At 53.3% G+C, this 26,259-nt stretch carries 25 protein-coding genes; 15 read left to right on the top strand and 10 right to left on the bottom strand.

Going from position 1 to position 26,259, the window contains the following annotated elements; translation table 11 throughout:
- Positions 1–9 precede the first annotated feature (9 nt).
- The 7 genes from HFP08_RS11635 to HFP08_RS11665 all read left to right on the top strand — a co-directional run bounded on the left by HFP08_RS11635 (position 10) and on the right by HFP08_RS11665 (position 10,824).
- On the top strand, positions 10–891 hold the full coding sequence (locus tag HFP08_RS11635) for a carbohydrate ABC transporter permease (protein ID WP_168120774.1): 882 nt from the start codon (positions 10–12) through the stop codon (positions 889–891).
- A 93-nt stretch (positions 892–984) separates the two neighbouring features.
- Positions 985–2,646: an extracellular solute-binding protein gene (locus HFP08_RS11640; RefSeq protein WP_168120775.1), complete on the top strand. Its 1,662-nt coding sequence runs from the start codon at positions 985–987 to the stop codon at positions 2,644–2,646.
- A gap of 32 nt (positions 2,647–2,678) precedes the next feature.
- Entirely contained in the window at positions 2,679–3,698 is a 1,020-nt protein-coding gene (locus tag HFP08_RS11645) for a sialidase family protein (protein WP_168120776.1), read from the top strand.
- Positions 3,699–3,750: 52 nt separating this feature from the next.
- Positions 3,751–7,023: a glycosyl hydrolase gene (locus tag HFP08_RS11650; RefSeq protein WP_168120777.1), complete on the top strand. Its 3,273-nt coding sequence runs from the start codon at positions 3,751–3,753 to the stop codon at positions 7,021–7,023.
- A gap of 74 nt (positions 7,024–7,097) precedes the next feature.
- A complete protein-coding gene (locus HFP08_RS11655) occupies positions 7,098–9,443 on the top strand; it encodes a helix-turn-helix domain-containing protein (RefSeq protein WP_168120778.1) in 2,346 nt (781 codons plus the stop codon).
- 47 nt (positions 9,444–9,490) lie between these two features.
- Positions 9,491–10,414 (top strand): dihydrodipicolinate synthase family protein, encoded by a 924-nt coding sequence (locus HFP08_RS11660; protein ID WP_168120779.1) that lies wholly within the window; start codon positions 9,491–9,493, stop codon positions 10,412–10,414.
- Positions 10,415–10,575: 161 nt separating this feature from the next.
- Positions 10,576–10,824: a hypothetical protein gene (locus HFP08_RS11665; RefSeq protein WP_168120780.1), complete on the top strand. Its 249-nt coding sequence runs from the start codon at positions 10,576–10,578 to the stop codon at positions 10,822–10,824.
- A 217-nt stretch (positions 10,825–11,041) separates the two neighbouring features.
- Here the strand turns inward: HFP08_RS11665 and HFP08_RS11670 are convergent, their stop codons facing one another.
- Complete coding sequence (locus HFP08_RS11670; RefSeq protein WP_168120781.1) at positions 11,042–11,998, bottom strand: SDR family NAD(P)-dependent oxidoreductase; 957 nt, start codon at positions 11,996–11,998, stop codon at positions 11,042–11,044.
- Between the two features lies 1 nt (position 11,999).
- On the opposite strand from HFP08_RS11670, the gene HFP08_RS11675 reads away from it, so the two are divergent.
- Positions 12,000–13,124 (top strand): AraC family transcriptional regulator, encoded by a 1,125-nt coding sequence (locus HFP08_RS11675; RefSeq protein ID WP_240941309.1) that lies wholly within the window; start codon positions 12,000–12,002, stop codon positions 13,122–13,124.
- A 12-nt stretch (positions 13,125–13,136) separates the two neighbouring features.
- On the opposite strand, the gene HFP08_RS29270 is transcribed toward HFP08_RS11675, so the two are convergent.
- A complete protein-coding gene (locus tag HFP08_RS29270) occupies positions 13,137–13,496 on the bottom strand; it encodes a TetR family transcriptional regulator (protein ID WP_240941310.1) in 360 nt (119 codons plus the stop codon).
- A 111-nt stretch (positions 13,497–13,607) separates the two neighbouring features.
- Between HFP08_RS29270 and HFP08_RS11685 the strand changes: the two genes are divergently transcribed.
- Positions 13,608–13,952 (top strand): Rossmann-fold NAD(P)-binding domain-containing protein, encoded by a 345-nt coding sequence (locus HFP08_RS11685; protein WP_168120782.1) that lies wholly within the window; start codon positions 13,608–13,610, stop codon positions 13,950–13,952.
- A gap of 220 nt (positions 13,953–14,172) precedes the next feature.
- Here HFP08_RS11685 and HFP08_RS11690 read toward each other — a convergent pair whose 3' ends face one another.
- From HFP08_RS11690 to HFP08_RS11700, 3 genes are all read right to left on the bottom strand, one after another.
- Entirely contained in the window at positions 14,173–14,898 is a 726-nt protein-coding gene (locus tag HFP08_RS11690; RefSeq protein ID WP_168120783.1) for a CopG family antitoxin, read from the bottom strand.
- Positions 14,899–14,946: 48 nt separating this feature from the next.
- Positions 14,947–15,165: a BrnT family toxin gene (locus HFP08_RS11695; RefSeq protein ID WP_206109232.1), complete on the bottom strand. Its 219-nt coding sequence runs from the start codon at positions 15,163–15,165 to the stop codon at positions 14,947–14,949.
- 159 nt (positions 15,166–15,324) lie between these two features.
- Positions 15,325–16,296, bottom strand: a complete 972-nt coding sequence (locus tag HFP08_RS11700) for a helix-turn-helix transcriptional regulator (protein WP_168120784.1) — start codon at positions 16,294–16,296, stop codon at positions 15,325–15,327.
- Positions 16,297–16,389: 93 nt separating this feature from the next.
- Here HFP08_RS11700 and HFP08_RS11705 point away from each other — a divergent pair, with 93 nt between their 5' ends.
- Positions 16,390–16,812: a DoxX family protein gene (locus tag HFP08_RS11705; RefSeq protein ID WP_168120785.1), complete on the top strand. Its 423-nt coding sequence runs from the start codon at positions 16,390–16,392 to the stop codon at positions 16,810–16,812.
- A gap of 113 nt (positions 16,813–16,925) precedes the next feature.
- On the top strand, positions 16,926–17,405 hold the full coding sequence (locus HFP08_RS11710) for a GyrI-like domain-containing protein (RefSeq protein WP_168120786.1): 480 nt from the start codon (positions 16,926–16,928) through the stop codon (positions 17,403–17,405).
- A gap of 73 nt (positions 17,406–17,478) precedes the next feature.
- Here HFP08_RS11710 and HFP08_RS11715 read toward each other — a convergent pair whose 3' ends face one another.
- The 3 genes from HFP08_RS11715 to HFP08_RS11725 all read right to left on the bottom strand — a co-directional run bounded on the left by HFP08_RS11715 (position 17,479) and on the right by HFP08_RS11725 (position 19,806).
- Positions 17,479–18,276: an SDR family NAD(P)-dependent oxidoreductase gene (locus HFP08_RS11715; RefSeq protein WP_240941311.1), complete on the bottom strand. Its 798-nt coding sequence runs from the start codon at positions 18,274–18,276 to the stop codon at positions 17,479–17,481.
- Positions 18,277–18,369: 93 nt separating this feature from the next.
- The gene (locus tag HFP08_RS11720; protein WP_168120788.1) at positions 18,370–19,233 is read right to left on the bottom strand and encodes a helix-turn-helix domain-containing protein; all 864 of its coding nucleotides are present in this window, start codon (positions 19,231–19,233) and stop codon (positions 18,370–18,372) included.
- Positions 19,234–19,263: 30 nt separating this feature from the next.
- Positions 19,264–19,806, bottom strand: a complete 543-nt coding sequence (locus HFP08_RS11725) for a TetR/AcrR family transcriptional regulator (protein ID WP_240941312.1) — start codon at positions 19,804–19,806, stop codon at positions 19,264–19,266.
- A gap of 417 nt (positions 19,807–20,223) precedes the next feature.
- On the opposite strand from HFP08_RS11725, the gene HFP08_RS11730 reads away from it, so the two are divergent.
- Together HFP08_RS11730 and HFP08_RS11735 are read left to right on the top strand one after the other, a co-directional pair.
- Positions 20,224–22,080: a hypothetical protein gene (locus HFP08_RS11730; RefSeq protein ID WP_168120789.1), complete on the top strand. Its 1,857-nt coding sequence runs from the start codon at positions 20,224–20,226 to the stop codon at positions 22,078–22,080.
- Positions 22,081–22,124: 44 nt separating this feature from the next.
- Entirely contained in the window at positions 22,125–22,646 is a 522-nt protein-coding gene (locus tag HFP08_RS11735; RefSeq protein WP_168120790.1) for a type III secretion system chaperone family protein, read from the top strand.
- A gap of 153 nt (positions 22,647–22,799) precedes the next feature.
- On the opposite strand, the gene HFP08_RS11740 is transcribed toward HFP08_RS11735, so the two are convergent.
- A complete protein-coding gene (locus tag HFP08_RS11740) occupies positions 22,800–24,104 on the bottom strand; it encodes an amidohydrolase family protein (protein ID WP_168120791.1) in 1,305 nt (434 codons plus the stop codon).
- Positions 24,105–24,261: 157 nt separating this feature from the next.
- On the opposite strand from HFP08_RS11740, the gene HFP08_RS11745 reads away from it, so the two are divergent.
- Positions 24,262–24,690: a MarR family winged helix-turn-helix transcriptional regulator gene (locus HFP08_RS11745; RefSeq protein ID WP_168120792.1), complete on the top strand. Its 429-nt coding sequence runs from the start codon at positions 24,262–24,264 to the stop codon at positions 24,688–24,690.
- Between the two features lie 125 nt (positions 24,691–24,815).
- Here HFP08_RS11745 and HFP08_RS11750 read toward each other — a convergent pair whose 3' ends face one another.
- The gene (locus HFP08_RS11750) at positions 24,816–25,574 is read right to left on the bottom strand and encodes an SDR family oxidoreductase (protein ID WP_168120793.1); all 759 of its coding nucleotides are present in this window, start codon (positions 25,572–25,574) and stop codon (positions 24,816–24,818) included.
- A gap of 126 nt (positions 25,575–25,700) precedes the next feature.
- On the opposite strand from HFP08_RS11750, the gene HFP08_RS11755 reads away from it, so the two are divergent.
- A complete protein-coding gene (locus HFP08_RS11755) occupies positions 25,701–26,249 on the top strand; it encodes a TetR/AcrR family transcriptional regulator (protein ID WP_168120794.1) in 549 nt (182 codons plus the stop codon).
- Positions 26,250–26,259 lie beyond the last annotated feature (10 nt).

The following is a 26,259-nucleotide window of genomic DNA, read 5'->3' on the forward strand; positions in this document are numbered from 1 at the left end:
GAATCCGCGATGAGGTCCGAATCGGCCCATGGCTGGATTTATGACGGGATTATTGCGCTGACGCTGCTCTGTCTCGTATTCGTCACGCTGTATCCCATGTATTATATTTTGATCGTATCCATCAGCGACGGCACGCTTGTCACGAAGGGCGAGATCCACTGGCTTCCCAGGGGCATTACGCTGGACGCCTACAAGATCGTCTGGAACAATCCCGCGATCTGGCGAGCTTACGGCAATACGCTGCTCTACACGGGGGTCGGCACCGCCGTCAACATTCTCCTGACCTCGATGGGAGCGTTCGCCCTGTCGCGCAAGGACATGTACGGAAGGCCGTTCTTCATCTTCCTGGCGGCGTTCACGATGTTCCTGACCGGGGGACTGATCCCGACGTACCTGGTCGTTCAGAAGCTGGGACTGATTGACTCGATGTGGGCGATTGTGCTGCCCGTGGGCATTAATACATTCAACTTGATTATTATGAAAACCTATTTCGAAGGCATTCCGATCTCGCTTCAGGAGTCGGCTCATATCGACGGCGCCAACGATCTTCACATTCTTTTCCGAATCATTTTGCCGCTCTCCGTGCCGATTATGGCTACGATGGTGCTGTTCTACGCGGTGCAGCATTGGAACAGCTTCTTCCATGCGATGATCTATCTCAACAGTCAGGACAAGTATCCGGTGCAGGTGCTCTTGCGCAACATCGTCGTCCAGGGCGAGCTGATGGATCAATCCGGGGAGATCGGCAGCGCGGGCGGAGACTTCCGGGTCGTGGCGACGAATTACAAGTATGCGGTCATCATCATTTCCATGCTTCCGATTCTGATCGTGTATCCTTATCTGCAGAGATATTTTGTCAAGGGCGTCATGATCGGCGCTCTGAAGGGATAGCGGCAAGAGCAAGCTTGTTGGGCAAGGTGAAACGGTTGCGCCGTCCTTGGGCGGGGCGCGTTTCATGCTTTTAAAAAAGGGAGGAGTCTACGTATGTTGACAAAAACGATTCGCGCCTTCAGCGCCGCCATGGCGATTCTGCTTATCGCAACGATGGCCGCGGCATGCTCGGGCAATGGAAATCAGAATGAATCCGGCGGAGACGGGGCGAGCAACGCCCCCGCAACGGCGAACACAGGAAATGGCGGGACGGCTGCGCCGGAGGAGAACGCCAAGATCTCCGATAAAAAAAGAACGGTTAAGGTCTTGATCAAGGATTCACCCAATCAGCCGCTGAAAAACGGCACTGTCGTACAAAAGGAAATTCTGAACCGAACGAACATCGATGTTCAACTGGAAGCGGTGCCGAACAGCAACTATGACGACAAAAAGAAAACGCTGCTCGCCACGAACAATCTGCCTGACATTACGATCATTAATCAGCAAGACGTAACCGATTACAGCTCGACCGGCATCTTCCTGCCGCTCATGGATTATATGAAGGAAGGCATGCTCCCGAATTTCAAGAAGCATTGGGACGCGCTGCCCGAGCTCAAGAAGCTGACGGTCGACGGCGAGCTGTACGCCTTCCCGGCGATTGCCCGCAACGAGGCGAAGAACGGATCGGGACCGGTCATCCGCATGGATCTGCTCGAGGCGAACAACCTTGAGGTGCCGAAGACCTTCGACGAGCTGTTGACAGTGCTGAAGAAGCTGAAGGAAATTTATCCGGATTCGCATCCCTGGACGATCCGCAAGGGAACGCAGCAGTTGCTGAGCACAACGGCCTACTCGCTTGGCACGGGCAACGGCATCTACTTCGACAAGGACGTGGACGGAGGCAGATATGTATTCGGACCGGCAACCGAGGCGTTCAAGAACATGCTGGGCTACTTCAACGAAGCCTATAAATCCGGTGTGCTCGACCCGGATTACGCGGTTATGACGTCCCAGCTTTGGAAGGAGAAGCTGACAAGCGGCAAATCGTTCTTCTTCTTCGACAACAGCGGCTTCGCGATGGACGATACCCGCGCACTGCGCAAGACGGAGCCGGACGCGAAGTTCCAGATTATCCCCGTGCCGGAATACGATTCGGGCAAAGCGCGCGCGACCTACTTTGCAACGAAATTCAGCACGGATACGCAATTCGCCATTAATTCGCAGGCTAAGGATCCCGAGACGCTGCTCAAGTTCATCGACTGGATGTATTCCGAGGAAGCGTCCAATTTGACGAACTTCGGCATCGAAGGCGAGAACTACGAGCTGGACGACCAAGGCCAGCCCGTCTTCAAGAAGGAATTCGTCGACCCATTCAAGGACGGACAGCCTACGCCGTATTACGCAGTGTACACCGAGCTCGGCACCGGCAAGCTGAACTTCACGCCTTGGTTCGCCAATACGATGACCTGGTTCCAGATCGACAAGCTGACGGGCACGTGGGATGACCTGAACGAGGAATATTGGAGCATTATTAACGCGGATGATTCGTATGTCGATCCGACGATGGATCCGCCGCTGACGCAGGAAGAATCCGCACGGGTGAAGGAGCTGCTGCTGCCGCTGAACACGATGCTGGAGCAGGAGTATGACAAGTTCATCATGGGCGCGAAGCCAATCGGCGAGTATGACAAGGTGATCGAGAAGGCGCGCGGCATGGGCGCTGACGAGTTGGAACAGATCTATAACGGAGCCTTGGAGCGCCTGGCGTCCATGTAGGAGCCGTCTTATTCGAATAAGGGAGTGTTACGATGAAGATTCTGCACAAAGAGAAAGACATGTTGTTCGGCGAAGGGCGTCCGTTCCTGAGCTGCCACGCCTCGACGCTGATCGAGCTGCCGGACGGCGACGTTCTGGTCGCCTACTTCGCCGGCATGCGGGAGGGCTTCGACGATGTGGCGATTTGGCTCTCCCGCAAGAGCGGCGGGCAGTGGGGCAAGCCCGTGAAGGTAGCCGACGAGGATGACCTTGTACACTGGAACCCCGTGCTTCATCTCGGCGATGAGGGACGAGTCTGCTTGTACTACAAGGTGGGGCGTCCGATTCCGAGCTGGTACACGATGGTCATCGTCTCGGACGACGGCGGCAGAAGCTGGAGCGAGCCGCGCGAGCTCGTGCCCGGCGACCGCGGAGGGCGCGGACCGGTCAAGAACAAGATGATCGTGCTGCAGGACGGCACATGGCTGGCGCCCGCCTCGGTCGAAGGCAAGACGTGGGACTCGTTCGTGGACATCTCCCGCGACAAGGGAGAGACGTGGACGAAGAGCGCGATGGTGCCGGTGAAGCACGGGCAGCTCGGCATTGAGCGCGGCGCGGGCAGCTATGCGGACGATCAACTGCATGAAGCGCGCGGCAAGGGAATTATCCAGCCGACGCTCTGGGAGTCGAGTCCGGGCCGCGTTCATATGCTGCTGCGGAGCACGGACGGCTTCATCTTCCGCAGCGATTCGGAGGATGGGGGCCAGACCTGGTCGCCGGCATACCCGACCCGGCTTCCGAACAACAACTGCGGCATCGACCTGGCCCGGCTGAGCGACGGCAGTCTCGTTCTGGCCTATAACCCGGTGGGCATGTACAAGGGACCTCGCTCCCCGCTGCTGCTAAGCCGCTCCACAGACAACGGAGAGAGCTGGGATCAACTCGAGATTCTGGAGTACGAGCCGGGCGAATATTCGTATCCGGCGGTCATCGCGGAAGGCGCCCGCATTCATGTTTCCTACACATGGAATCGGCAGCGAATTGCTTACTGGATGTTCGACATACAGAGCTGACTTAATGGTAGGAGAAAATGGTAGGAGAAAAAAGAGGAGAGGAGGCGCCGCGATGAATAACGAATCGGCGCTGTCCCCCTCCCGGCTCGAGCGGCTCTTCCGGCAGCCGCCGGCGGAGTATCGATCCGCGCCGTTCTGGTCGTGGAACGACAAGCTCGAGCCCGAGGAGCTGGGACGACAGATCAAGGCTCTGCACGAAGGGGGAAGCGGAGGTTTCTTCATGCATTCCCGGGAAGGACTGGAGACGCCGTACATGGGGCATGAGTGGATGGAGGCCGTATGCGAATCGGTGAAGACGGCGGAACGGCTGGGCATGTACGCCTGGCTGTACGACGAGGATCGGTGGCCCTCCGGCTCGGCGGGAGGCCGCATCCCGGCCCAGGGAGACGCTTTCCGGGCCAAGGGACTTACGATTCAGGTCGGCGGAGATTCGATCTGGACGAGAGGCGAACCGCTTGCAGCGCTGTTCCGCGCTTCGGTAGACGGCATGGCGCTACGCGGCTGCGTCCGCGAGGATGAGATGACGGCCGCGCCGCTTGCGGACGGAGAAGCCTGGCTAGCGTTCCGGGTCGAGGTGTCCCGGCCGAGCGAGTGGTTCAACGGCGAGTCGCCGCCGGATAATCTGAATCCGGACACGGTTCAGGCGTTCATCGAGGATACGTACGAGGCGTACAGACGGGAGATCGGAGAGCAGTTCGGCCGGGTCGTTCGGGGAATCTTCAGCGATGAACCGAGCGTCCACGATCGCAATAGCCGTTACAGCGACGGCAGAGGCTGGATTCCATGGTCGGACGGCTTTGCGGATTTCTTCCGCGAGCGCAGGGGCTACGATTTCCTGGACGCGGCGCCTGGCCTGTTCTTCCATGCGGAGGATTCCCCGGCCGTGCGGCACGACTATTGGCGCACGATGGGCGAGCGCTTCGCGGAATGCTATTCCAAGCAACTCGGGGAATGGTGCGAGCAACATGGCTTGGCCTTCACCGGCCACTACCTGCAGGAGGATAAGCTCGGAACGGCGACACGCGTCGCCGGGGCGATTATGCCGCATTATCGCTTCCAGCATATCCCCGGCATCGACATTCTCGACGAACGAACCGATGAATATATGACGGTCAAGCAATGCACGAGCGTAGCCAGGCAATACGGCAGGCCGCATGTCATCACCGAGACTTACGGCTGCACCGGCTGGGCGTTCACGTTCGAGGGGCAGCGCTGGATTGGCGACTGGCAGTACGTGCTTGGGGTAACGATGCGCTGTCAGCATCTCGGTCTATACTCGATTCGGGGCTGCCGCAAGCGGGATTATCCGCCGGTATTCGGCTACAACACGAACTGGTGGCCGCATAATCGGGCGGTCGAGGATTATTTCGCCCGCCTGGGCGCCGTGCTGAGCGCCGGAGAAGCGGTTCGGGATGTGCTGATCCTGCATCCGGCATCCACCGCCTGGTCGATGCTCGGCTCCAACCCGTACGAGCTGCTGCGACGTCGCGACGACCGCGATCTGCCCGAGGTGGACGCCTATGGCGACCGCTTCAACGCGTTCCTCCGCGCTCTGCTCGGCTTGCATTACGACTTCGATCTTGGAGACGAGACGATTATGGAGGAGTCGGGCGAGGTGAAGGAAGGGAAGCTGTACGTGGGACAGGCGGGCTACAAGGCGGTGCTGCTGCCGCCGATTCGCACAATGCTGCGCAGCACGTATCATCTCTTGCTCGCGTTTCTGGACGCCGGGGGCAGGGTCGTCGCCGCCGGTCCGCAGGCGGACATGCTTGAGGGAAGACCCGCCGCGGAGGAATTGAAAAAGCTGTACGGCCATCGCAATCTGATGATGACGAGCGACGAACGCGAAGCGTCGATGGCGCTGGAGCGCGTGCTTCCGCGGCAGGTGAGCTTGCGCGCCGGGGATGGAGAGGAAGCGTCCCGGCTCCTGTATCTGCTCAAGGATACGGACGAAGGCAGCGTCTTGTTCATCGTCAACAACGATCACGAACGCGGCTGCGAGGCGAGCGTGCAGGTCGCGCGGTCGGGCCACGTGGAGCTGTGGGACTCGCTGACCGGGGAAATCTCCGAGGTGAGCGCAAGCGTCGTCGAGGCAGGAGGTACGAGCTTCCGGGCGAGCCTGGGACCGGCCGATTCGAAGCTGTTCCTGATTCGCCGGGAGAAGAGGGAGCTTGGCGCGGAAGCGCCGGGGCATAGGGAGCAGGGCACGGAAGCACCGGTCCGCACAGAACGGATTGCTGAAGCGGCAGATCGCATCGAACGAACCGGCGAAGCGGGGGAGCATGTTGAAGCGAACGACGAAAAGGCTGACCGCACCACGCGGAACGGAGAAGCGCAGGTGCATCGCGACCGGCTCGCCGGGTCCGCAGCGCCAGCCGCAGCGCCGCGAACCGTCACGGAGCTTGGGCCGGCCTTCGCGTTCTCGCGCACGATGCCGAACGCGCTCGTGCTGGACCGCTGCGCCTACCGCTTGGCAGGCGGCGACTGGTCCGAGGAGATGGACGTCTGGCAGGCGCAGCGGTGCGTGCGAGAAGCGCTCGGCATGCGGCCGATCCACGAGAACGGCCTCGAGCAGCGGTATACGTGGATTGACGAGCCTCATCCGAGCGATGGCGCGCCCGTCGACTTCCGGTTCGTCTTCGAGGTCGATTGCGTGCCGGAGCGGATCGAAGCCGTAATCGAGCAGGCGCGGCACTACCGGCTCGCCTTGAACGGACGCGCGCTCGACGCGGAGCCGGAGGGCTGGTTCCTGGACCGCGCGTTCGACCGAATACGGCTCCCCGAGCCGATCGCCGGAACGAACGAATTGATCCTGTCCTGCGCGTATACGAATGCAATGGAGATGGAGGACGTCTATCTGGTCGGCGATTTCGGCGTGGATTCGCAGAGGCGCATCGGAATAGAGCCTGCGCGCCTGCATACAGGAGACTGGACGAAGCAGGGATATTTGCACTATTGCGGCAGCATGGTCTATCGGCACCGATTCGACTGCGAGCCGAAGGACGGAAGCTGCGTCAGGCTTTATCTTGGCAGGCATTCCGCCGTCACAGCGTCAATTCGCGTCAACGGCTTCGAGGCCGGGCAGATTCCCTGGCGATCCGCCGACGGATTGGATGTGACCAAATGGCTTCATGCGGGGAGCAACCTGCTGGAGATCGAGCTCGTCGGCAGTCCGCGCAATCTGCTTGGACCGTTCCACGACGCGAGAGAGAACGTGATCCGGACCGAGTGGCATAACTTCCGAACGGAGGGCGAAGCTTACACGCCGTCATACAACGTGCATCCTTACGGCTTGTTCGACGGGGTTCGATTGATTGGCGGCTAACGATTGATTGCAGAGGAATAGTAGGCGATAATGGTATTCCTGCGGGATATTCGGCGTGATGATGGAGGAGAAGCATGAACATCATTCGATTGCTCAAACAGAGACGCAACAACAGACTGTTCTTGAAAATTCTGGGATACTTTCTATCACTGCTAATCCCGATTCTGATCGTCGGCCTGTTCACCTATCACTATTCCTTGAAGATCATGAAGGAGGATTTCGACGGGCGCATCCTGTCCAATCTGCGTTCGTCTTCGGCGACGGTGGACTTCTATATCAAGACCGCGCAGGAGACGGCGCTGGACTTCATGAACGACGACACGATCCAGTCGCATCTCCTGCCGAAGGCCGAGCGAACGATCGAGATTAACTCGGAGCTGTGGAAGGTATCGCGCATCATTCAGCGAAGCGAGAACATTGTAAGCGTATTCACGGAAAATATGTTTGTCTATATCGACGATAAGGAAGTGTTCGTGAACGAGGGCATCAATTCCTTCGACAGCTTTTTCAGCAGGCTCTACCGCTACGACTCGTTCGGACCGGATTATTGGCGGGAGAAGCTTAAGTCGAACAAATATATCGAGATTTTGCCGGCTTCGGAGATTGAGCGGCAAGGCGGGCGGGAGCCGGAGTCCGTCGTGCCGATCGTCATTACCAACCGAATCGGCACCGGCAACGCGGTGATGGTGCTGAACGTGTCGGTGTCTTCTATTGCCGACGCTCTGAAGGGGAACGCAATCTTCCAGTCCACGCGGTTCATCGCGCTCGACGGCGAGGATCGCGTCGTCTACAACGGCGCGGAAGGAACGGACGACGGCTCCTTGCTGGCGACTCTGCACGGGCTGGACGATGCGAATTGGAACACAATCGAGACGAAATGGCATGATCGGTCTTATATTTTCTCCCTCGTCGATTCAGGTCTGTACGGGTGGAAATTCTATTCGGTCACGCCTTCCTCGGAGTTTCAGAAGCACACCTACAGCATCCTGCAGATGACGCTGCTGCTCTGCATCGTCCTGCTGTTGATGGGCGTTGTGTTCTCCTTCATCTTCAGCGCCAGCATCTACAATCCCATCCGGAACATCCGCGAGGTGTTGATGCAGCGCAAGGAGCTATGGTCGGGCGACGGCCTGCCGGATGCCAGGATGAACGAATTCGAGCTGATCAAGAGCGGAATCAGCAAGCTCTACGACAGTCACTCCGAATACAAGAGCAAATCGGATCGCCATGCCAGCGATTATGTCGAGTATATGCTGCTCTTCCTGCTGAAGGGCCATACGATCGCGCAGGAGGAAATTCTGGTGGACGCGCTTCGGTCGGAATACGGCTTCACGAAGAAGCGATTCATCTGCTGCACGATTCGATTTGATTTCCAGGACGCTTTCTACGCCGACATTCAGGACACCGACCGCCAGCCGCTGCTCGAAGGCATCAAGAAGGTTGTGTGGCACATGACGGGCGAGCGCTTGCCCGGCTACATTTTGCATGACGCGCCGAATTTGTTCACGGGCGTCTTCAGCGCGGAAGACGAAGGGGATATTCGAGCGCTGAGAACGGCGTTCGAGCAACTGCTCGACATCTTCGGCTACGATATGAACCATTATTACGATATCGCCATCGGGTTCGGGACGATCTGCGACAGCGTCAATGCGCTGGGCTCGTCGTACAATGCGGCCTTGACGGCGATTGGGAAGAGCAAGAGCCAGGAACGGTTCCGAATCGTGGACGCCAACGAACTGGAGATCGGGAATCGCTATTTTTATTCGTTCTTCGACGAACAGAAGCTGTTGAATCTAATGAACGTGGGAGAGGGTGAAGGGGTGACCCGCGTCATCGATGACGTGCTCGAGGCCAATTCGAATCGCAATATCTCCTACGAGCATCGGAAGCTGCTCTTCCACGAGCTCCATCGCACCTGCATCCGCTTCCTGTCCGAGAAGGGGCTGGAGCCGAAGGAAGCGTTGGACGGTGCCACGCTGCCGCCCCTGCGGCAGGATTGGAACAACGCCTTCCTGGACATGTCCGAGTGGCGAACATGGCTGATTGCGAGCTTCGATGCCGCGCTAGACGCCGTCAAGCAGACGCAGAAGGGGAAATCCGGCGATCTGGCATCTCGCATCACGGCTTTCGTCCAGGAGCATTATCGGGAGGATCTCGGACTCGAGCGCATTGCGGACGAGATGGGTGTATCGGTGAAGTATGTCTCGCGCGTGTTCAAGGAGAAGAGCGGCGTCGTGCTGACCGACTATATCAATCAGGTGAGAATCGACAAGGCGAAGGAGCTGCTGGCGTCCACCACGATGCGGATCAACGATATCGCGGAGGAGGTAGGCATCTACAGCCGGACGACATTCCTGCGTTCGTTCAAGAAGGTAGAGGGAATGTCTCCGAACGAATTCAGGGCGATGAGCCGGAACTAATAGCCGCATGAATGAAACCCATGGAAGAACAAGGAGATGATGACATCATGTTAACTAGCGGCGTATGGCCGACGATGCTGACTCCGTTCAACGAGCAGGGCGAGTTGGACGGAGAATCGTTGGCGCGTCTAACCAATTGGTATTTGAACAAGGGGGTGGACGGCTTGTTCGCCGTCTGCCAATCGAGCGAGATGTTCGCGCTCTCGCTGGAAGAGCGCGTCCGCATTGCCGGCGAGGTCGTGAAGACGGCGGCAGGCCGAGCCCCCGTCATCGCCTCGGGGCATATCGCGGATGGGCTGGAGGGGCAAGCCGAGGAGATCGCGGCGATGGCAAGCACAGGCGTGGAGGCGGTCGTGCTGGTGACGAACCGCCTGGCCTCGCCGCATGAATCGGACGAGACGTGGCAGCACAATGTCGAGGAGCTACTGTGTCGCCTGCCGGATAAGATTCGGCTCGGCTTCTACGAATGCCCTTATCCGTACAAGCGGCTGCTGTCCCCCGAGCTGCTGCGTTGGTGCGCGAACACCGGAAGGTTCTTCTTCCTGAAGGACACATGCTGCGACGCGATGATGATTGAGCGCAGAATGGAAGCCGTGAAGGACAGCCCGTTCCGACTGTTCAACGCGAACTCGGCGACTTTGCTCGCCTCCTTGCAGGCGGGAGCGGCGGGGTACAGCGGCATCATGGCGAATTTTCATCCGGAGCTTTATGTCTGGCTGCTCCAGAATTGGCGGGAGAATCCCGAGACGGCCGAGCGCTTGAGCGACTTCCTGAGCTTGACGTCCATGATCGAGAAGCAGCTCTATCCGGTCAACGCGAAGTACGGCCTGCAGCTCGAAGGAATTCTGGACGGCATCTATGCGCGCTCGGGCCAGCACGAGCATTTCGGAGCCACGCAGAAGCTCGAAGTGGAGCAATTGCTGCGCTCTGGCCGCGCGTTCGCCGAGCTGTTGCAGATGGAGCCGATTTAAGCTCCGGGCGACGGGATGCATGACGCGATAACGCCAGGCAGCTTCTCTCAGCAGGCTGATTCATTCGGAAGCTGCTGGCTGACAACGAGCGCGACAGTCTCCGTTTTATCACGCGCAAAGCCTTGCGCATTCGCCTCAAGCAACCATGTAAGGAGGAGTCGGTGAAGCTCTTTATGAATGGCATTTTCAAAAAAGGATTCAAATGGCTTGTCTCCCGGCGTGCTGTGCTGGCGGGCTTGGAGAAGAAAATCGACGATTGTCTGAGTCTGAATAAGAACGTGAAGATTATCCGCATTCAAGCGCGCGTCCTCTGGCAGTCTTCCCTGCTCAAGCTGTTGACGTTTCTGATGACACACGGATCATCGGGATTCACTGAAAGGATGCCCCCTTTTCTCTTGGCATTCAGATAACGGACAAAAGGACGTTTATGTAGGTAAAGCAACCGATCCCGCATTGGGAAACCTGATTCGGCGTCCTCCGATTTCATTCGAGAATTTCTTGAAGGAATCGCTTCAGCCATAAGCTTAGCAGCCGAGTCGCAGCGCAAGAGACATGCAAGGTTTTGGATGAGTTAAACATGGTGATGCATGCTGTTGCCGCATTTGCTTTTATCACTCGGCTGGAGGGCTATTGAGCTTTCATTAATTCTATAGATAACTCCCACAATTTCTCGGCTGCATCGGGATCAAGCGCGTAAGGTGCGACACCGGACTCCATCCCTGGAGCCTGAGGGCCGACCTCGTTGCCATTCTCAAAATATCGCCCTCCGATACCATTTAACAAGGGAGAGGTTGCCAATAGAACGGACGTAGCCGCTCCCTGCTCCGGGGTTTTCCAGATGATTTCGGGATAGCCTGTTCTGGTTTCGTTTAACTTCTCGATCTGCTCAGCAGTAACTTGTAGACGGGCAACTCCCGGGGTGCGCACACCGCCAGGCATCAGAGCATTTGCTGTGATCCCGTCCTTGGCCCAGCGTTTTGAAGCTTCGACAGCGAACAGGATATTGGCCGTTTTGGATTGTCCATAGGCAAGAAACGGGTCATAGGGACGACGCAGGAAGTGAATATCATCGAATACGACCGGAGAGCGAAGATGTCCCGCGGAACTCACGGAGACCACACGGGCGCCGTTTGCGGCAGCCAGCGCGTCATGAAGTCCGACAGTAAGAGCGAAATGTCCCAAATGATTGGTTGCGAACTGAAGCTCCCAGCCTTCAGGCGTTCGCAGCTCGGGCGTTGCCATAATACCGGCGTTGTTGATCAAGATGTGAAGCGGGCCGCTCCATGCAGCAACGAACGAGGCGATGGAGGATTGATTGACAAGATTTAACGGCATGACGTTAACAAGCGGATTCTCCGTGGCGGCAGCGATAGCTTTAGCAGCGAGCCTCCCTGCGCTCAGGTCCCGAACGGCCAATGTGACTTCGGCGCCCGCTTTGGCCAAAGCCCGGGCTGTTTCAAGGCCGATACCGGATGCGCCCCCGGTTACAATAGCTTTGCGACCGGCAAGATCAATACCGGCAACAACCTCGCTGGCGGTTGATTTGGAATGAAACCCAGTTGTAATCAATGAAGGTTGCGACATTGTGATTCCCTTCTTTCTTGAATGTGATTTTGCGAAAGCTGCTTCAAGGACATTATGGCTTAAACGTATAGTTGGGAATAGTTTGTTCCTGCTTAAAGCTTGCACAAAGCTGCAAAGTGCTGGAAAATGGTCTTATCCTTTTGTACAAGTTGGTGAATGTATGGAAAAACAACCGCTCCAGTATGGAAATTCTAGTAAGGAAAGCAGCCAAACAAGGATATATTTGAACCAAATGCTCGAAATGGCGCAACGGATAGCCCTTGACGAGGGTCGTACGCAGGGGGTTATTCCGTTTTTAACATTGATACGGCATAGTCGACCGACCTCGGAAATGACGGGTGTCCTGACACCGTCGATTTGTCTCATTCTGCAAGGGGCCAAGCAACTTCATCTCGGACAAGAAATCATTGATTATCATGCGGGGGATTACTTGGTATCGGTGATTGATATTCCGGCATCCGCGGAAGTTATTGGTGTCGGGAGGGAGTCGCCCTATATCGGTTTGCGCGTTGATTTCACGACGGAAGACATCGCTGCTGTCGTCATGGAGGCGGGAATTAGCTTTAACCCAGTGGACAAAAAGCTGAAAACTGGCGCCTACATCGGACAAGCTGCCGAAGGCTTGGCTGAATCTATGCATCGATTGCTCAAATTAGCGGAGAAACCGGATGCAGCGGTCGGTTTTTTGTCATCGCTTATGAAACGCGAGATGCTCTATCACTTGCTTTCGGGCGATGCCGGGCACATTTTTTACCAACAATTTATGTTGGATAGGCAAGAAGAGGGAATCGGCAAAGCGATCAGATGGATTAAAGAGAATTATGCCCGGCCTTTCACGGTCAAGGAACTAGCGAAGTTAACGAATATGAGCGTCTCTAGTCTGCATCATAAGTTCAAGTCCGTTACAACTTTGGGACCTGTGCAATATCAAAAACAGCTTCGCTTACAGGAAGCCAGACGTCTTCTGTTAGGCGGCTCCATTCCAGTAACTACAGCGGCAATGGAAGTCGGATATGACAATGCGGCACAATTCAGCCGCGAATATCGCAGGCTTTTTGGCATGTCTCCTTCGAAAGATAGGAAGGCATTCAGAGACGGGAACCAAACTATTCTTGATGAATCATAGCACTTTGCGTTTCTATGAAAGCTCTGGGAACAGGATTGCCGAGAAGTCAGCAACCATCTCCCAGAGCAAAATTCCGCAGAAGGATGTCGGCCTCTTCCTGTCGGCAGCTTCGCGAAGATTATCCGCATTGAAGCTTGCAGCCTCTGGCAGTCTGCAATGTACAAAACCTTTAAACTTTTCCGTTTTCCAATATTCCAGAAAATCATATTTATCTTGAAAATGCGTGTAGAAGGTCGTTCGGTTTACACCTGCCTGGTTGGCGATATCCTGCACGGCAATGGAATAGAAGTTTCTCTTCTCCCCCACCAAATCATTGAAAGCCTGCACAAGCTGTTGACGGGTTCTGATGACACGCGGATCATCGGGATTCACGGAAAGGCTGCCCCCTTTTCTCTTGGCATTCAGATAACGGACAAAAGGACATTTTAATGATTCCGAGAGTCTCCTTCACGCCTTTGAACAGGCTTCGCAGGTGCTTATCATATGGGTTCGTCTGCGACATCGTATTTTCCCCCTATGCTCACCAATGCGGCAACAGAGGAGCTTCTGAAAGCGTCGGGGATGGATTTCGTTTCGCTTCGATGCGGCTTCTTTGCCTCTTCAGCCTTATTGATGATTAGCGAGGCCATGAAAACAGGAGAATTAATCGTCCCGGAAAGCGGTCCGATTGCCTGGACGACTCACTCGGATTTGGCTGCGGCTACAGCGGTCATCCTCACAGAGGGAATATATGAGGGCATTACTCCCCTTCTTACAGCCTCCGAGGCGATTGATATGGAAGGCGTTGCGTCGATTGCTTCCAAATTGATATACGCGATCTTCCCTTAAGCTTGATAAGGATATGCAGATTCACACATAACAAATAGATACCAAAAAAGGATCTGAAAGCAAGCTTTCAGATCCTTTTTGCTTAAAGAATTTCGCCTTTAGAGAGATATGCTGAGCCGTATCATAAGTAATGGCAAGTTTTATGAAACGTTGTCTGAGAAATGAATAGAAAACACTTGAACGATTGTATGAAGACATTTATAGCTTCCGCCTTATGCCCTTAGTGCTTCGTTTTTACAATTAGGGGTGTATATCCAGTATTCTTCGATTTTGATACAATCGGATTCGGCATATTATAGTTCGACTCAAATTGTATACTTGCATTCACATCGTAGTGCTGCAGTGAAAAGCTGAGATAAATTTCGCCGTTTATCCAGTTTGTCTTGTACTTGAGGGCTTCGATGGTCTGCTTCAGTAACGAATGTTGCTGAAATTCCGTCAATCCTTGTTTATTCGCCTCATCTAGGTCGTTCTTCTCCGCCACAGGAGTGGCTCGAATACCGAACTTTCCGACACAATTGTTCCGGATATGCACAATTATGGTCCCGGAAGCCAGCTGGGACAACTCCTTTTGGAGTATATGGAAAACTCTTTCCAATTGATGCTCTAAAGTCACTTGATCTGCAATAGTGGAGCCCAGGTTCGCCTTTCTAATAAGAGGAGTCTTCTTTTCCTCTTCATAGGCGCGCTCAATCAAAAATTCTTTAATAAGCGTCTGATACCCCTTATTTCTCTGCTTAGCCAGAGTACGGATTCTTTGGAGTAAGTCATCGTCGAGACGAATGGAAATAGTTGCGGATTTTCTCTTCGGCAAGTCATGATCCTCTTCTTCAATAATGGAGGCTTCCAATAGTCCCTCGCTCATAGTGTGATTTGACCAGAATTCCACAGCTTCCGCATCGCTCATATGTTCGGGAATCTGGTCTCTTGACGTGATAATTTTCATTGTTATTGATTCCTCCTTCTATAAGTTTTAGCCTCAGAATCGGTAGCATTACGTGCAGTTATAACCCGCAATTTCCCCCTCAACTTTCTTAATATAAATCACGACTAGTCTTCTTCCATCTTCTGTTGAGCCAATAATGCCCATGTTGCCGCTATGAGCCGAAAATTTTATGCGTTGAGGGTCCATTAAAGCATCTTCCGCTTCAAATGGCTCAACATCATGACGGGCGATGTGTTGAATATTTTCTTCATCCCATATGAATTTCACTTGGCTTCTCCTAACAATGTATATTATATTGTATATACAATTATATCACATTTTATGTAAATAGGACGAAGTAGAGGATGACTTGTAGTCAATGAACTATTTATTCAAAATTTATCAGTGCGATGATGTGATCAGTGGAATTGAAGGCAAGAAAGGAGCTTACTTTCCTGCTCTTTTTAATATATCTACTCGCCCCCGCAAGCCTGCCAAAACCTCCTTCGGAATCTCCAGAACCTTAATATCCTCGCCCAGGAAGAGCAGCCAATTAATTGTTTCGGCCCATTCATCCTCTTGATGAACATCGATGAACGTCTTTAGAATGGCCGTGGTTTGATAAGGATTCGTGTACGAAATCGTCATTTTGAAGGGACGGTACTTTTTGAACTGGGCGATCGCCTTGGGACCAAGCTCGATGATCAAGTTGAAGGCTTCTCCTTGCCTGCTTAGTTGTTCGACGATCTTCTTTTTGCTCATTCTTGTTTTCTCGGGATAGGGTTTGACGTTGGCAAGTTGGTCGACCGGGATAATCCTCCGCTTCTTCTCTTCCAGATCAAAGCCTTCAATCTGCCACGAGCTCTTCTCACGGTACAAGCGCATGAGATAGAGGGGATAAGTCTTTATTTCCCGCGCTTCTTCGACGGAAATCTCCAAGTATCTGTCCATTAGTAGCACTTGGATGAGCTGCTCCAGCATCCCGTGCGGCAGATCGGACAGGTCAAGCAGGTCGGGATTATGCGGATTGGTGCCCTCGAAGAGCAGAATTCCATTCAACAGAACAAGATCGTCTTGCTGGTTCTGGGAGATGAGACCGAGAAGTTTCTCCGCCAAAGAGTGTCGGCTCTTGAGATAAGGAAGCTGCAGGTTTCGCGTGGCCATGAAGGCGATGAACAGCGCTTTAATTTCATTGTCGGTGAAACGAACGGTGGGCAGGACGGAGTTGCTCATCACGGAATAACCCCCGTCTCTGCCGACCTCGGCGACCAGAGGCATGCCCATCGCTTCAATTTCCCTGATATCTCTCATCGCAGTCGAACGAGAGATGTTGAATTCCTGCATGATTTCCGAGATGGTGAAATGGGCGCGGTTGTTAATGTAGCGCATGATGATGTTGATTCGTTCTACTTTTTTCATAGAGCTCCTAAACAGGTTCATTTTTTGACATGATTAAGCTTTATTATAAACCTATCAGGAACAGCGGTAAACAAATCAAAGGAGGAATAACAAATGAGTACAATGACAGGCAATGAAAAAATCGCGAAGGTGGAGGCTCGTCCGATTGGAAGGCTGGCCGCTTATTGGACGGTCACCATCATTCTGGCCTTCTCCATCGCGTTAAGCGGAATCGGGCAATTGATGCGTTACGGCGGCAATGTCGACTTGGTGACGGATATTGGCTTCCCGCTGTATATCACAAATATTCTCGGAGCGTGGAAGCTGCTTGGCGTTATTGCGATCGTCGTGCCTGGTTTCCCAAGACTTAAGGAGTGGGCGTACAGCGGCATCTTCTTCCTCATGACGGGGGCGGCGCTATCCCATATGTTCGCTCATGATTACGGCGACGGCGGATTCCATGTCATTCTTCCGCTGTTCTACGCCGCGCTTGGCATCGCCTCTTGGGCGCTGCGTCCGGCAAGCCGCAGAACCTAGAGGAGCGGCGGGGCATGAGCCCGTTCGCAAGTCCGATAGACTTCTCCCGCGCAAGGCACTACTATGAGGGGAGCCTATTTCAAATCTATTTATTCAAAAAGGAGCTGAAAATGATGGCAACGTATACTTTTGAGGAGAAAGACAGCTTTATCGTATTGGGAATCGGAACGGAACTGAAGAGCGACTACACGGATTATGCCGGCATGAACAAGGAGAAGGAGGACTTCTGGCGCGCGGTGGAGCAGGATGGAAGACTCGACACGTTAAAGGCTGTCGCCGCGAACGACTATATCTTCGCCGTGAACGAAGCGGTCAATCAGAAGATGATGTATTATGCCGGCGTTATGACAGAGGCTTCCGTGCCGGAGGAGCACAGGGTGATTCAATTCCCCAAAGGACCTTATCTCGTGGTGAGGGGCGAAGGAAAATCGGCCGATGAACTAAGCGGCATGCTGACCGGCATTGCTTTCGGCCAAGCGCTGCCGGCGACGGATCAATACGCCTATGTCGGCGGGCCCAACGCGACGGTTGAGATGGGGGAGCGCGACGGCAGCGTGTATGGCGAAATGTGGGTTCCGGTGGTGGAGAAGTAAATCATGGACAAACTGAGGGCATTTTCAGATAAATGGAAGGCTCCTCGCGCCAAGTCTGAATAAGAATGTCACTCTAATGTTTCTTGGGACGCGAGAGGCGTTCCATGATCTTAGCTACACTGCTTCTTGGAAGAAAACGGCCCAACTGGGCTGCCAAGTGATTGCCTCGCCCGTCGACGATATAGCTGCTCCCCTTGTCGATTCCGCGAAAGCCGGCTTGAACGACTTTCTCCGGAGTGGAGAGCGCGCTGCCCGCCGCCATATCCCGGGTGCCGACAGCATCGAAGAAGCTCGTATCGGTCGCTCCCGGACACAGGGTAAGCACACGGACGCCGCGTCCGCGGGTTTCCGCCCACAGCGCCTCGGAGAAGGATAACACAAACGCCTTGGTAGCGCCGTATACGGCCGAATAAGCGCAGGGCATGAAGGCGGCCATGGATGCTACGTTCACGACGATTCCATCTTTGCGTTCCAGCATGCCTGGCAGAAAATGATGCGTCAAATCGACAAGCGCAGCAGTGTTGAGCATCATTTCTTTCTGCTCGAGCTCCGAGTCGATTTCTTCGAAGCGGCCGTATGTGCCGACGCCTGCGTTATTGATGAGAATATCGACTGTCAGTCCGCGCTCCGCGATAGATTCGGCTAACTCGCGCGGGGCGCCTGCCTGGGATAAATCACAGGACAAGGCATAGACATGTACGCCGTGCCTGCGGTTAATTTCATCAGCCAAAGCTTTCAGCTTTTCTTCTGATCGTGCGGCTATTACAACATGGCAGCCTCTTGCAGCGAGCGCTTGGGCATACGCTTTGCCAATGCCGGATGAAGCGCCGGTGACTAAGGCCAGCTTGCCTGAATAGGGATAAGGGTTCATGAAACAGCCTCCTCGTCTTGGTATGGATTCGAGCATACCAATATCAGAAGAGGCTAACCACTGGGTCTCTCTACTATTAACGGGACTAACAGGCTAGAACGGGGCAGTCCTGTCGGCGTCTTGCGCCAGCAGAAGCGCTAGCTTCTCCTCCGTGCCTGAACCTGGCTGAGGAACGAAGAAGCACCAGTGCAGCCCCGGATCATTGTCGATGGCGGCAGCGCAATGAATCGTGAATGCCAGCTCCTTTCCTCCCGGAAGGAGATAATGGACCGGGACAGAGCTTTTTTGCCGGATTTCATGCTTGTCCCAGAAACGTACGAAGTCCTCGCTGTTCTCCCTTAGGCGCTCGTAACGTTCCATGTACACGGGGTTGTCTGTGTAATGGTCAAAGCCCGCCCGGATTAACGCCGTCATGTAACGAGCGAACTCCTCCCAATTGACAAGCCTTTTCGGATATTCCGGATCCAGAAACAGCAGCAGCACCATGTTTCGTTCGTCTTCCGGGAGCTGAACGAAGTCTGCGACAATAAGCTCCGCGCCCCGATTCCAGACGATAATATCAGCGAACTCATTGGCAATGAATGAAGGATAACGCAATTGATTCACCAGGTTTTGCAAAAAAGTCGTATCGGGCTCTGATGATCTCGGAATTATGCTGGAATGGACCGGATCGGGAGCGGCCAAATCGAATAAGTGCTTCCGCTCGTCGGCATCAAGCTGCAGCGCTTGACTGATATGGGACAAAATTTCGGGGGAAGGATTCCTCTCGCGACCCTGCTCCAGCCAGGTATAGTACGTAACGCTGACATGGGCAAGATAGGCGACTTCTTCCCTTCGAAGTCCGGGAGTACGCCTTCGTCCGGGGAAGGGCTTGATTCCTGCATCCTCCGGTTGAAGTCGATATCTTCGCGATTTGATGAATTCACCCAAGGGGGATGAGAAATGACGACTCTCCATTGCTTGTGCCTCCTTCCTCCATACTTCGCATCAAAATGCTTCCTCATACAGCGCATAAACGGCGAGCAGTTGCTCCGAAAGACCCTTCTCCGAGCTTTCCATCCATTTCAGAAATGCCATATGAAAAATGTCGACCGCAAATCGTGCGGCGAGCTGGGACAGATCGCCGTCATAGTCGGCAGACAAAGCGTTTGTGATAGACGCAATGAGCGCTTGTCCCTTTAACAGCTCTCTCTCCTGCAAATCAGGATTGCTTTGAATAATCTGATTCCGCACCAGCACCCTCTCCCGCACGCCTTCGAAAAACCCGGAAACCGACGCAAACCCGTCTACCGCAAGCTTCAGCGGTTTTTGCTCTTTGTCATAGTTGGCCGCGATATAAGCCGCAACTCCCTCTCCGAGCTCATTGTTCGTGTCGAAAAGCACATCCGACTTGTCCTTGAACTGCCGGAAGAAGGTTCGCTCGGTCACGCCCGCAAGGCTCGAAATCTCCTGCACCGTCGTATTTTCATAGCCCTTTTCGGCAAATAAACGAGTGGCTGCCGCCCTTAATTTTTCTTTGCTGTTCATCATTATCATTCCCACTCCGCAAGATTGTTTTAGGAAACATTCAACAGTCAGTTTGTGACATTATTTTATCGAAAAGATGGCGTATGCACAATAAGGCCGTATGCTTCGCAAAAATGGCTGCTCGTCCATAGGAGGAGGAGAGACGATGAACGAAGCGCGTACGGCTAGCCCGAACCTGAAATCCTTTGTACAGGGGACTTTTCATTTCATGGTCTGGACTCCAGGCAAATGTTCAGTATATTAGGTTTATGCTATAATAACTATACTTGTGTCGATAAAAAAGATGCTGGCTTGTTAGGATTCCGAATTGTTCAATACGGAAGCCTTAAAGGTGCGCACTCCTGCTTTACGACATGCTTTGTTCGGAAATCTCTGTGGAATGAATGGAAGAAGCAATTAGTCAAGAAGGGGAGTGGTTTCATGGGTCAAGGCGGGATGGCAGGCAGATCTCCCCAGCGTTCTGCGATGGCAGGGAAGGCGGGGGCAGCCTCGCTTCAGGGAGTTAAATCAAGTTATTCCAGCGGCGTTCAGCAGATCGGATCTGTGGATGTGTTGCGTCAACTGCAAGCCTCTGTCGGCAACCAGGCTACGCTTCAATTGATGGCAAGCCTGCATGCGCCGCCGTTGCAGCGGAAAGTGAGCGCCCCTATACAGCGTGTGCCCCAGAATGGCCCTGGGAATGTCCCAACCGCTGTGCCTGTTCCCCCGGTACCTCAAGCGATTGCTCCGCCAACAGGACTTGGCTTAATGGGGCGTAGGCTGCGCGAAGCGTCTGCTAATGGAACAATGGGGCAAGCGGAAGATTATGAGGCGGAGGGTGTTGCAGCAAACAACATCTCTGACATGATCGACATTTCTGGTTCTGGCGTTGGCGGACAATCGGATGTTTATGGCGATTTATCCGATTCGTTGAAGGATTCGATTAAGGAGGGTAAGGAGAATAAGGAAGATGTCTCCAAATTGGAACAAGAAAAGGAAAGCGTTGATCGAGAGAGTCAAAAGCTAGGCGTCGCTTCAGGACTGCTGGATGTCGGATCCGGATTTATCGGATTGCTTAATATGAAGAAAGCGATTAAGGAATCAAAGAGCAGATGGGAAACAGCGGGAGCGATCTATGAAGGTGTAGAGAGCGGGCAGAAAATATTCAGCGGCGTGGCGAATGTGGTTGACAACGCTGCTAAGCTGGAGGGGCATGAGGATGGCATAGGGGCTTCTGAAGGGGTTGCCGGCTATTCGGGCAGCGTCGGCGAAGCGTTGTCTTCGATTAAGAGCGCCTTCTTTATGGTCAAGAGTGTCTTTGAGCTATATAAAGAATGGAAATCCGACGAAGGAATTACAGGCAAAGAGATGTTTAGAGGCGGACTCGATGTGCTGCAGAAAGGATTGGAGTCAGCGAGCTCGGCTGTCAAAACAGTAAAATCGATACTGGAGATTCTGGAGTCCGGCGTTGGCAAGCTTACACAGGCCGTTCCGGGAATTAGTATTGCAATCAGCGGGATTAAACTTACGATTAAAGTATATAACATGATACTGTGGAATACCTCTCGTGAGAAAATGACCCAAATCAAGAGAGAGTTCAAGACGAAATATGCGAATACCGCTGCAGTTGTGCGCAACACCTATTCTCTGTTTGGGAAAAAGCTGCATGAATCGCAAGGCACAAACAAGGTCTTGCTTGAGCAGCGTAAAAACGAACTGCTCGCTATTGTAGATCCAGCGAACGCTAATGCTACCGACGCGGAGAAAGAGCAGGCGAAGCAGGAATTGAGTGATATTGAGCATTATAGCTTGGCGAAGGAAATGAAAAATATCAATCAGAAACGTATGACAAGGGCTGGTATTGAAGCGGGTCTTGAGATGGCTAATATAGCAGGGGATATCGCAACGCTAAGCGGAGCGGCTTCAGCAGTCGGCGTTAGCCTGAAAGCGGCGGCTGGCGGCGCCAAGACAGGGATGGGCTTGTTCAGACGGATGAAGCAATACGGTCGCGATAAGGCTGCTGACCAGAATTCGTACCGGATTTGGTCGTCTGTGTTCAACGCTGAGAGGTCGTCTGACAAGAAGCATGATAGACGGGTCAGAGATGCAGATCTTATTCTGGATATGGTGTCGAAGCTGCCGGAGCAGGCGAATACGGAGGCGGAGCTTGGACAATATAGACGTGTGCTGAATTATATAGAAGCCACGGGCTGCAGTACAAAAGCGTTGTTTAGAAAGAATGGAGATATTGAAAAGCAACGGGAGTTATTGATGGAAGCGATGAAAAGCCGGGACTAGTGATTCGGAACACAGTAATACAATAATGGAGGGAGGCTCCCAAAATGGTATCAGAGCAAGAGCATGCTAAACAGCTTGCAGAACTGGGGGGATTACAGCTTGCATTTCAACGCGAGGGCTTCGAATCGGAGTTGTTGGAGCGTTCATCTGACATCCCTCTGCATGTGCTGCTGCTGCCGCTTGGCAAGGATGCAGCCGGAAGAGATCGAATTGTGAATTTAAACTTTCAGCCTCTTCCTGAATCTGATATTGAATGGATCAGACTGCTGCAGCTCTATACAACAATTCCATGCGATATAGTTGAAGAGAGAAAGGCCGAGGTCGAGCACTTCCTGCATGTTATTAATGGACTAGTGCCAATCGGATACTTTGGCATTCAAAGCAGCGGAGAGGTATTCGTGCGCTATGTCTGCACCGTTCCTTCATCGAGAATGGCATCATCGGAGGAATTGTTAGAGGTTCTATCTATCTTTCATTATTTGCTGGAGATTTTCCCGGAGCGAATACAACGTGTTGCCAGTGGCGAGCTTGGTTTGGAGGACGCACTCCACTCTTTGGAGCGTTAATACTGGAGCAGACGATAGGAAGAAGTGCGAGCGCTACTGACAGATTTCTGTCAGTAGCGTTTTTGGGTGTTATCTCAAGATATGATCAATTTGTAAGGCGGGTACGATTAGAAGCGGCTTGTCCGGTGATGGGAATTGCCTGGGCAGAGTCGTTCACTGCTGAACGCCTTTGAACCATACCGCTTGAATGGATAAGGTATCCGATATGTTGGTTGTAGGATCGCCATCGACCAGTACGAGGTCGGCGCGCGCTCCTTCGACAATGCGGCCGCGATCATGCAGACCGAACCGACGAGCCGGCTTCGCGGTCGCCGATTGAAGCGCTTCTATTGGAGTGAAGCCGGCCTCGACCAGCAATTGCAATTCATGATGGACGCTGGCTCCATGAGCAAGGCCGCCAAGATTCGGAACGGGAACGGGGGCGACATCCGTCCCGACCAGAATGTCCACGCCGGCGCGGTGAAGGTCCATTACATTCCGAAAGCTGTTTGCCATATCGCCTTGCGGAAACGTATGGAAGCTGGAGTTCAAAATATCGATCCAATCCCCGCTTAATTTGGCGTTAACACGGATGTCTTTCGCCAATTGGGATGCCGGATTTCCGATAATGGACGAGTTCAGCACCAAGCACGGCGTCACGAACGCTCCGGAATCGACGATGGCCTGCACCAGGTCCGACGTATATTCGGGTCTGTCGATGAACAAATGCGCCAAGCCGTCTACCCCAAGATCGATGGCCGTTTGCGAAGAATGGGCGGTCAAGACGTGGGCGACGACGATTTTATCGCATGCATGAGCCTCTTCCACGGCTGCTCTTAGAATTTCATCGCTCAGAACAGGCAGGCCGGGAGCACCCATAACCGTTCCTTCTTCAATCATGATTTTGATATAATCGGCGCCATTCTCCATCTGATTTTGCACATGTTTGATCGCTTCCTCCACCGTCGTCACCTGAGGTATTTCTTCGTGATCGTGAGCATAGGCCGCCAGCATGGCTTCCCTGTCTTCCTCCGATAGTTTTTCCAGCTCCCTCAAAACAAATTCCGGGATTTCATCATCATCGGGCAGCAATTCGTCCGGATGTCCGCCAGGAGCGGTAATCGCTGTGCCGGCAGAACGGACGTCTGCAACATCATTCACATTTTTCAGCTGAATTTCACGCCCTCTTCCCGTAAAATCGCCGTTCATCTCGAGCTCTGTCGTGACGCCGAATTTCAAGGCATCTCGCAAACCGCCAATCGAGGTATGAACATGCGCGTCAATCAGACCAGGCAGCAGCGTCGCGCGCTCGCCGTCGATAATCGTGGCTTCGGCGGGAATGTCCCCGCCTACGGATAGAATGGACGCCCCTTTCATGACAATATGCCTGGCAGCAATGGGTTGATCTCCATCAAAGATTCGTACATTTGTAATTGCCGTAACGGTTTCTGATGCGGCATTCTGAACGTCTTTCTCCATTCCAATTCCTCCTGAAAGATAATTATATTTAATAATTTGGAGTATAACTGTTAGATATCTAACTGTCAACTAACTAATGTTTTTGACATGGACATAGGACCGCTGTATAGTTAAATCACTTACAATTAGAACTCTAACCATTACAGGAGGAGAAGTCATGAATTCCCGCAAAGATACGCCTTATCTGGATTTGTTTCAGATTATTGGTCTTAAGCTAAAGAAAAGAGCCGATGAGAGTATAAAAGAGCTGGGATTGAGCTCCCAGCAGGGGAAGGTTATTGACTATATTTACGAGAACCAGGATCATGATATTATTCAAAAGGACCTTGCAGATCGCTTCCATTTGCGCGGGGCCAGCATTACAAGCATGCTTCAGGGCCTGGAGCAGAGAGGATTCATTGAGCGCAAAATCCCTGCCAATAACGAGCGGAAAAAGAATATATATGTATTGCCCAAAGCGGTGGAATTAATTGAAGGCTTTCATGATTCGTTTCAAAAGGTGGAGGAGGAAATCGTTCAGACCCTTACGGATGAGGAGAAGCAAACGTTAAAGCAATTGCTGATTAAAATCAATAAGCGCCTATAAGAGGTGCGATTGGCGGTTGAGATTCGCTTAAGGACAAAGGACGCTAGTTGTCGAGCTTTGGCTGCTGGCGCTGCTGCTGAGAGCAGGCCAGCTTTGAGGCATTGCTGATTCGTCTCGTCGGCAGCTTAACCCCGCACCATCGACTTCGAGATGGCATCGGGAAAGAATTTGCCGGCAAAGCGCAGAAATTTGGATAAGCCCGGAACGACCCGCTTTTTGTTTCGCTCCATGCCCTGAATGCCGTGCTTTACAAGCGTATCCAGGCTCATATTGGGAACGCGTCCGCCGCTGCTGTGCGCGTCCGATTGCAGATTCGTTTCCGAGACGAGGGGCGGGACTAGCTCCATCACATGAATATTTTTGCCTGCATTGCTCAGTTGGATTCGCAGCGCGTCAGTGAACATATGCACGCCTGCCTTGGTAGCAGAGTAGACGGGATGAAGGGGCGATGTGACGTAAGACAGACCGGAGCTTACCGTTACGATCATGGCTTCGTCCTGCTGGGACAATTGCGGGAGCAGCGCTTCCGTCATCCAGATCGTTCCGTTTAAGTTCGTTTCGACCTCGGCTGTAGATTGCTCCAAGTCAAGATGATCCTCCGTCAGTTCGAATGCGCGCATAATGCCTGCCGAGTTGAACAAGATCGAGGCTTCCGGGTAGTTGTCCCGGAGGAAAGCAGCCATCTCGCGAACGGAGCTCGCGCTGGAGACATCGCCCTGCAGCCCGATAAGCCCCTTATGCTGGCTGGTCACCCGATCGAGGGTGGCTTGATTCCGGCCGATGACGATGACTGTATTGCCGCGTTTCAATAATGCCAAGGCGAAGGCAAGACCAATGCCCGAGGTGCCTCCTGTAACGATGATTGTACGGTTTGACAGCTGCATAAGAATAACGCTCCTTTTCAAGTTACATATTTTGATTTTTGTAACTAACGACTGAATCAAGCATATAATGTCTAGTTACAAAAGTCAATAGTTGTAACCGAGCTCGTCAACCCGTATAATAGGAGCATGAAACAGTTAAGCAGAGAACTCATATTGGAAACCGCGCAACGCATGGTCGTCGAGCAAGGGATGGAGAAGGTGAATCTGTCCAAGGTCGGCGCGGAGCTTGGGACAACGCATGCCGCAATCTACAAGTATTTTTCGGGCAAGGAGGAGCTATGGACCGAGCTTGCGCTGACGTGGCTGGACCATGAGCTGGCGAACATCTTCCCGTTCGACACGAAGGGATATTCGTCTACGAATGACATTGTGCACGACTGGCTATGGCTATTAAGTCAATCGAAATATGAAGCTTACGTGCGCGAGCCCGAAATGTTCAAGCTGTATACGGCCTATATTGATCGAAATCCGGCGGCGCTTGTTCGCCATATCGGCGATTTGCTTGGCAGCTTGAAGGCGGCGAGCGGCATCGAGGATAGGGGGCGCCTGCAGGCCATTATGCTGGCCTTTTCTTATTTCTCCGCGCCGGCTTATGCGGACAACTGGCTGAGGATGGATTTTCGAGCCGAATTCGAATCGGTCTGGAAGCTGATCCAAGCGGGAATCAGGGCATAAAATGAGATAG

It is taken from the genome of Paenibacillus sp. HB172176, assembly GCF_011947265.1.
Lineage (GTDB): Bacteria > Bacillota > Bacilli > Paenibacillales > Paenibacillaceae > Pristimantibacillus.

Bases quoted from the DNA above. Each gene is read 5' to 3' on its own strand.
- HFP08_RS11690 (WP_168120783.1), bottom strand. From the start codon at position 14,898: ATGAAAATTATCACGTCAAGAGACCAGATTCCCGAACATATGAGCGAT.
- HFP08_RS11705 (WP_168120785.1), top strand. From the start codon at position 16,390: ATGAGTACAATGACAGGCAATGAAAAAATCGCGAAGGTGGAGGCTCGT.
- HFP08_RS11725 (WP_240941312.1), bottom strand. From the start codon at position 19,806: ATGATGAACAGCAAAGAAAAATTAAGGGCGGCAGCCACTCGTTTATTT.
- HFP08_RS11735 (WP_168120790.1), top strand. From the start codon at position 22,125: ATGGTATCAGAGCAAGAGCATGCTAAACAGCTTGCAGAACTGGGGGGA.
- HFP08_RS11640 (WP_168120775.1), top strand. From the start codon at position 985: ATGTTGACAAAAACGATTCGCGCCTTCAGCGCCGCCATGGCGATTCTG.
- HFP08_RS11715 (WP_240941311.1), bottom strand. From the start codon at position 18,276: ATGAACCCTTATCCCTATTCAGGCAAGCTGGCCTTAGTCACCGGCGCT.
- HFP08_RS11650 (WP_168120777.1), top strand. From the start codon at position 3,751: ATGAATAACGAATCGGCGCTGTCCCCCTCCCGGCTCGAGCGGCTCTTC.
- HFP08_RS11730 (WP_168120789.1), top strand. From the start codon at position 20,224: ATGGGTCAAGGCGGGATGGCAGGCAGATCTCCCCAGCGTTCTGCGATG.
- HFP08_RS11670 (WP_168120781.1), bottom strand. From the start codon at position 11,998: ATGTCGCAACCTTCATTGATTACAACTGGGTTTCATTCCAAATCAACC.
- HFP08_RS11740 (WP_168120791.1), bottom strand. From the start codon at position 24,104: ATGGAGAAAGACGTTCAGAATGCCGCATCAGAAACCGTTACGGCAATT.
- HFP08_RS11645 (WP_168120776.1), top strand. From the start codon at position 2,679: ATGAAGATTCTGCACAAAGAGAAAGACATGTTGTTCGGCGAAGGGCGT.
- HFP08_RS11710 (WP_168120786.1), top strand. From the start codon at position 16,926: ATGGCAACGTATACTTTTGAGGAGAAAGACAGCTTTATCGTATTGGGA.
- HFP08_RS11745 (WP_168120792.1), top strand. From the start codon at position 24,262: ATGAATTCCCGCAAAGATACGCCTTATCTGGATTTGTTTCAGATTATT.
- HFP08_RS11660 (WP_168120779.1), top strand. From the start codon at position 9,491: ATGTTAACTAGCGGCGTATGGCCGACGATGCTGACTCCGTTCAACGAG.
- HFP08_RS11750 (WP_168120793.1), bottom strand. From the start codon at position 25,574: ATGCAGCTGTCAAACCGTACAATCATCGTTACAGGAGGCACCTCGGGC.
- HFP08_RS11720 (WP_168120788.1), bottom strand. From the start codon at position 19,233: ATGGAGAGTCGTCATTTCTCATCCCCCTTGGGTGAATTCATCAAATCG.
- HFP08_RS11700 (WP_168120784.1), bottom strand. From the start codon at position 16,296: ATGAAAAAAGTAGAACGAATCAACATCATCATGCGCTACATTAACAAC.
- HFP08_RS11685 (WP_168120782.1), top strand. From the start codon at position 13,608: ATGGGTTCGTCTGCGACATCGTATTTTCCCCCTATGCTCACCAATGCG.
- HFP08_RS11655 (WP_168120778.1), top strand. From the start codon at position 7,098: ATGAACATCATTCGATTGCTCAAACAGAGACGCAACAACAGACTGTTC.
- HFP08_RS11755 (WP_168120794.1), top strand. From the start codon at position 25,701: ATGAAACAGTTAAGCAGAGAACTCATATTGGAAACCGCGCAACGCATG.
- HFP08_RS11635 (WP_168120774.1), top strand. From the start codon at position 10: ATGAGGTCCGAATCGGCCCATGGCTGGATTTATGACGGGATTATTGCG.